This window comes from Massilia luteola (genome assembly GCF_034420155.1).
In the GTDB taxonomy this organism is placed as follows: domain Bacteria; phylum Pseudomonadota; class Gammaproteobacteria; order Burkholderiales; family Burkholderiaceae_D; genus Telluria; species Telluria luteola.
In genome coordinates, this window is record NZ_JAXOFN010000033.1 from 50,117 (window position 1) to 56,116 (window position 6,000).

A 6,000-nucleotide genomic window follows, 5' to 3' on the forward strand; every position below is an offset into this window, starting at 1 on the left:
AGCGATTGCTGGCATACGAATCGATGCCTGGTGGTGTGCAACATTTCGTTGACCGGCTCGAAGGGTGCGATCACATGCGCGGCGAAATACCCGACCTCAATGAAAAGCGGCGCATGCGGGAGGTGAATCGTGAAATACAAAAGCTGTCCAAGGGAACGGACAAGGAACTCGCGCGACTGAAGAAACGGTATGCAAAGAATCCGTCGGTTATCGAGCGGCTGGCTGAATTTGAGTCCGGTATCGCAGCGGTCCCGGTTCCCGCTTTGCACATCCGGGCTGGCGCCGGTTGAAGGTGGCCGAGCGGACGCTTTAGCGACCCACACCAGAAATTCTTTCGCCAGTTCGTAGATTCACATCAAGAAACAGCGATAGTTGCTACGCGGCTGGCAGATGCAGACCACTTTTTCTTTGCTCCGCAAACATTCTCCCGGCTCGGCGCTGCATGTCACCTTACCGTTAGAGTAGAGGAATCAAAAATCTCTTTGGCCGCTTCGCCGCCGATGGCGATGACCAGTTGTGAGATGGGTTTCCTATCCATACCAAGCGGTGGCGAACGGCTGATCATCTTACTGCGGTGATCCGTCGGATCGTTGGGCCACGATAGCCCTGACCGTGCAATTTAATCCTCGAGCTGGATTAAATATTCTTTCTGGCAGAAAGATTCAGGCTGTATGAATTCAGGGAAAAGAATTAAATTTTTCCCATCCATCCAAATTCGGTACGAGGTATTCTTCAGGAAAAAATCGCATCGGCTGTCGTAAATTTTTAATATCTCTTTGCTGTCGTCGATCATGGTCTCGGCCATTTCGTCGTCGAGTCGAATCAATTCTTTGTTAGGTGACGCGCCGATAATGAGTTTGGTGGTTGGGAAAATCTGCTTAAATAAATTTCTGGCTGGAACAAGGTCGCCAGTTGGGAGCGAAAAAACACGCGCTTCTTTCTCTATATCTGGCGACCCTGCGCACACGGTCGACTTGTCAAAAACTACACTTAGATATTTTTCAGAGCGAAGGACCTTTTCTAGCGCTAATTCGTATCCCCATGGGTGACCTTGAGCGGCGGCGCCACATTTCTTTGCTTCCTTGCCGAACGAAGCAGATGCAGCTATCAACGTTGTATTGATCTTTTTGATAGCGTTTTGGTCCAAGCCGGCGAGCGCGTCGAACGACACTATTTGAATCGAGACATCTTTCATCGGCTTGCTGTCACGGACGTTATAATTAACCGCTGCCGCCGCTTGCGACTGTGAGCCCCAGGATGACATCGCTATGCATACTGTCAAAACTAACGCTCTCATAAAAGAATCCTCTTTATCCGGTTGGTGAATTCTGTGCGTTCCTCTAGGCCATTATCTCCGCCATTGATGGCTTCGGTAACTTTAATGACATCGTCCTGATCCATGGCGGCCACGGTGTTGTGCCGGAATACGGTGATGTACCAGCATCCGGCGTCAATGCAATTGAAAGTGCTCTCGATCACTCTTTCAGGGTTGTCGATCTTCGGGTAACGTTTAGTTGGGTCGTGCTCCCAGCCCACATCGAAATCCTTGCCTTTTTTCAGCCATCCCTTGAAGCACCAATATTCTGAATAATTGTAGCGACCAGTTAATTGTTTGAAACTACGCCCCTTAAAGCGAAAGCCATCGCCAGGCTGGTAGTTGCCGAGATTATGTTTATTCTCATATTGAGTGCCTGAAGAAGTTTCCACCATCAGGTTCAGGCTCCTGCTTTCGATTGCGCCCTGACCGAAGAAGTGAGCTTGACGCAGCCGTGAATTGACACCATAGCGGTAGCAGCACTTGTTGATATCGACACGATACTTCTCCCGCACTTCAGCCGTCGTACCATGGCTGATCGCCTCACCTGATGCGCTCTTTTCAGGATAAATCAGTTCCAGCTCATTTTTTGACAGCCACATGCATTTCGCCAGTTGTTCAATAAACCTTACGGGGTGAACATGCCATACCGTAGTTGCAGCAGGTAAACCCGGCACTTGCTCCCAAAATGTTAGCCGTTCAATATGCGCGGTCAGCTTGGTGAATTGCTCGGGTGTCAGTTTGGCCGCGCCAACATCTTCTTGTGTGACTCGCCCAAAGCGCTTCGCAATGTCTTGGTTGCTCCATTCGGTCGGGTGGCAAGTGATCAGGTGCCGCAGCTTGTCTTCGTCGGTGTCCAATGCGCCGAGATTTTTGGTCGCGCGGTCTTTTTCGTAAGCATCGCATAGCGTCCGGATGCCGCCGTCGTCAATGAAGCCGTCCCTGCTGAACAGACCATGCTCCTCAAATTTGTGAAAATCTGGCCAGTCGGCGTCGCTGCTGTAATGAAGTGTGCACTTTTCGGTCCAATACAATTCGTTCGTGCTAGGCATGTACAGTTGGACCCAGTTTTTGCCGTCAATTCTTTCTTCCCGGAATTCGCCAACTTTCATCCATGGATCAACCCAAGGAATGATCAGCGTGCCTTTGGGCAAGGTTTTGCGGTTCTTGCTCGGATTTTTCGTGTAGCAGCGCAGTTCCCCGGTATTCGCGTGGTGCTGCGTTAGCTTGATTGTCTGCCTTTTGTTCTTGAGGGGCGGCACATCAACTTCGAAGCTGGTGATTTGGTCGTCGCTCACCCAATAGGAATGCTTACCGACGGAGACTTTTTTGTAGCCGTCGCCCGATTCGTCATTGGCGACAGTCAGCGGCTTGGCGGGATCCACGGCAATCACTTCCTTGATTTGCAGTTCCCTCAATACGCTCAGTTCGCTAGTGAGAACACAGCGACCCCACACCGTTTTCATTGCGTTGTCGAGGAAAGCCACGTCGTCCAAAAAAATTTCGAAATGGATGCCCCGTGATGGCGTGGTCATATTGTCGGGAATGCAACCGCAGTAGCCCAGGATATCGCCGCGCTGCACGCGCTGATAACCGCTGCCGCAATGGCAGGCACCGTCAACAGTCGGCACGACGAATTCGACATGGGCTTTATCTACGACGGGGCGTTTGTGTTTGCCCAGCACTGGTTGGCCATTCGCATCAAGTTGTGCATGTTCCGCTACAGCTTTTCTTAGGAAGTTCACCGCATCCGTACCGCTCTTGCCCTTGACTTCGCCCCACGCGCGCAGGTGCATGTAGAGCGAGTAAAAAGTCAGCTTCGCGGTGCCGAGCGTAGTCTGGCCGAGTTCAGTTTCATGCTTGAGCAGGACGAAGCTACGCGAATACGGCATCTTGTCGAAATAGAGGTCTGTGGAGTCGGTCTCGTCGTAGCGGTAGGCGATCACTTCTCCGTCGGCGATTGCCCGGATTGCCGTGGCGCGGTCGCTTGGGTGCACATGCACACCGCCGTGCCAAAAGCGGTTCTTTCCCATTGGGTAGGTGCCGCTCAGGATTTCGCTATTGTTGAATATCGCACCGGGCATTACTCGTTGCTCACTGCCCTTGGTGTACGGAATGTTGATGGGATAGGTAATGATCATCTTAATTGCACCGCTCGCTTATGCCGAGAAGATAAAAGAACCTTTTGGATCGTGACCGCCCTGCCTAGGGATCAATACTTTGGCGTCCATGGTCTTGGCCTCAACGAAGCTGTGCGTCGCCGCATGCGCGACAAAGGTGCCATTGGTGCCATGTTCAATTCCACCGGCAGAGAACTTCACATAGCTTCCTCCGCCATTGATCACTACGTCTTCTTTGGCGGTAATGGTGATCGTATTGGCGCTTTGTGTAATGTTTAGCTTGGCAAGAAGGTTGATGCTGTCCGACAGCGCCTCCATGTCGATGTTTCCTGCCGAGGCAACTAGTTTTATGCCGGCCTTGTGTACGAACAAGCGGAAGGTCTGACGAACGCTGGCAAACAGGCTGTCTCCGCTGGCGATCGACAGGCTGCGGCCAGTGGTAAGCGCGGTATTCTCATTGCTGGCGATATGCGTCGAACGAACCGTGGAGGTCGCGATGCCGGCCGGGCTGGACAGTACTAAGTGCGGCTCGGCCAGTTCCGGAAACTTGGCGTCGTTAGTTCCGCTACCCTTGATACCGTTATTTTGCTTCTTGATGACTTCGACTATGGCGCCCTGCTGTGTCGGCGACTCTTGCGCACTGTTCAGTCTGGCCGTTTCCACCAGATTCTCGTGAATATCTCCGGCCGCAGACAGGCGCTCGACAGTTTCGCCCATGTCCTTGCTGTGTAGAACGGCATTGTTGCGCGGTTCGGTGGTGAGCAGCATACCTTTGGCAGCGCGCGCGACGCCGTGGCCGTCAGTCCGTAGCTCCCAGCCTTCCCCGCGGGCATCCTTGCGTCCGTTTGTATCTTCGATGCGGGTAATATGGCCCAGCGACAACTGGCTGCACTGATGATCGCTTTTCAACTGCGCCTGGATCTTCCCGGCCGTGTCGTCAAGGATCAGGTGATTGCCGCGCCTGCCGCCTTCGCCTCCCTGCAATTCCCGACTCCGCAGCCCGGACAAGGCCTGCTGTCCCGGCAACTTCCACGGCGGCATGTGCGTGTAGTTGTACAGCGCACCAAGAATGACCGGGTGATCGATGTTCGCGTCCAGAAAGACCACCGCCACTTCCTCGCCGACCCGCGGTAGGCGAATATTTCCGAACCGACTGCCCGCGCCGGGCGACATGATGCGAAGCCAAGGAGAACTGTTCTCGTCGTAATTGCCCAGCCTATCCCAGTGGAACTGGACCCTGACGCGCCCGTAGCCATCGGTGTGGATCTCGGCCCCGTCAGGTCCGACGACGATGGCTGTCTGGATGCCGGGATAGGTGCAGGGCTGGCTGTTGTAGTTGCGGCCCGGGCGCCACTGAATATCTTTGCGCACGCAGCGGAACGTGTTCTCGTAGTTCGACGGCGCGCCCGGTCCGGCCTGGTAGTTGTTGCTGGCCTCGTGGTCGACGGACAGGATCAGGTAGTCCCGGTCGGCGATGCTGGGGTGCGGCGCCTCGTCCCACCTGGCGGCCTGCAGCTCGGCGCTGAAGTGGCCGCCGAGCTTGAAGAACCGGCCCGGCTGGGCGGTCCGATCGTTGCCGCGCGCTTCGAAATATTGGGTGTTCGCGTCGCGCTCGCCCATGCGCCGGTAGGCGAGCTTTTCGCCGTCGTCGTGGGTGCGAAAACCGTACGACCCAGTGTTTTCGTAGACCTCGTATGGATAGACGTCGCCCTGGTTGTTGAGGGATTCGGCGGTCGAACGCTGCACAATCGGGTTCTTGTAGTCGAAGCTGGCCAGGGTCGTCTGGCCGGAACCGATGCGGCGCACGGGGCTCCATTCGCGGATGCCATCGTCTTCGAGCGAGCCGGCCTTGTCGCGGAACGGAATTGCGGCGGAATCGTCGCTCCCGGTCGGATCGATCGGTTGCACGAGCGTGCTTCTATCGGTGAGCCAGAGCGTGTGTCCATCGGCCCGGTGCTCGTACCAATACATCAGCCCAAGTGCCTCCCAGCGGCGATGCAAATGGTTGTAGTCGGTCTCGTCGTACTGGTTCGCACAGGTCAGCCGCGGATCGTCGTCGATGATGTGCGTCCGCCAGTCGGCCTGGCGGTAATGGGCGAAGGTAAGTTCGGTCAGTTCGATGACGCTCTTGCCGTGGAACGATACGTTGTCCTTGCGCAGCCTGGTGAATGCCAGCCACGGTTCCAGCACCATGCGGTAGAACGCGAAACCGCCGTCGGCGCGCACGAAGCGGAATTCGGTGACGTAGCCGTTGAAGTAACGCAGAGAGCCGTCTTCGCGCACGACGGAAATCGTCACCATCCTGGCCATCATCGCCTTCAGGGGAATTCGGGCGTCGTCCGACAGGAGTTCGGCTTCGACGCGAAAGCAGCGTGAGACTTCTTCGCGCGCGGTCATCCGGTTCGGCAGAAGGATCGCTTCCGGTCCATCATCGAGGGGGAAGTCCAGGCGCATCAGGCGGTCGTGCTGGGCATTGTGACTGAACGCCGACAGCGCAGCGCCCGCCGCGATCGCTTGGTTTCCATCCATGTGTTGCCTCCGAGCGTTTTTAGGTATCTGATTTCC

At 55.4% G+C, this 6,000-nt stretch carries 4 protein-coding genes; 1 reads left to right on the plus strand and 3 read right to left on the minus strand.

The genetic code is table 11. The annotated features are described in order from the left end of the window. The first annotated feature begins 5 nt into the window (after positions 1–5). Positions 6–290, plus strand: a complete 285-nt coding sequence (locus U9J41_RS24725; RefSeq protein ID WP_322404825.1) for a hypothetical protein — start codon at positions 6–8, stop codon at positions 288–290. Between the two features lie 329 nt (positions 291–619). On the opposite strand, the gene U9J41_RS24730 is transcribed toward U9J41_RS24725, so the two are convergent. The 3 genes from U9J41_RS24730 to U9J41_RS24740 are packed head-to-tail and all read right to left on the minus strand — an operon-like array spanning position 620 to position 5,964. Beyond that, the gene (locus tag U9J41_RS24730) at positions 620–1,297 is read right to left on the minus strand and encodes a hypothetical protein (RefSeq protein WP_322404826.1); all 678 of its coding nucleotides are present in this window, start codon (positions 1,295–1,297) and stop codon (positions 620–622) included. Next, positions 1,294–3,456 (minus strand): glycoside hydrolase family 19 protein, encoded by a 2,163-nt coding sequence (locus U9J41_RS24735; protein ID WP_322404827.1) that lies wholly within the window; start codon positions 3,454–3,456, stop codon positions 1,294–1,296. Before U9J41_RS24735 ends, U9J41_RS24730 begins: the two co-directional genes overlap by 4 nt. Before the next feature lie 18 nt (positions 3,457–3,474). Further along, entirely contained in the window at positions 3,475–5,964 is a 2,490-nt protein-coding gene (locus U9J41_RS24740; protein WP_322404828.1) for a type VI secretion system Vgr family protein, read from the minus strand. Between the last annotated feature and the right edge of the window lie 36 nt (positions 5,965–6,000).

Coding starts and splice junctions, on each gene's coding strand:
- U9J41_RS24730 (WP_322404826.1), bottom strand. CDS start 1,297: ATGAGAGCGTTAGTTTTGACAGTATGCATAGCGATGTCATCCTGGGGC.
- U9J41_RS24735 (WP_322404827.1), bottom strand. CDS start 3,456: ATGATCATTACCTATCCCATCAACATTCCGTACACCAAGGGCAGTGAG.
- U9J41_RS24740 (WP_322404828.1), bottom strand. CDS start 5,964: ATGGATGGAAACCAAGCGATCGCGGCGGGCGCTGCGCTGTCGGCGTTC.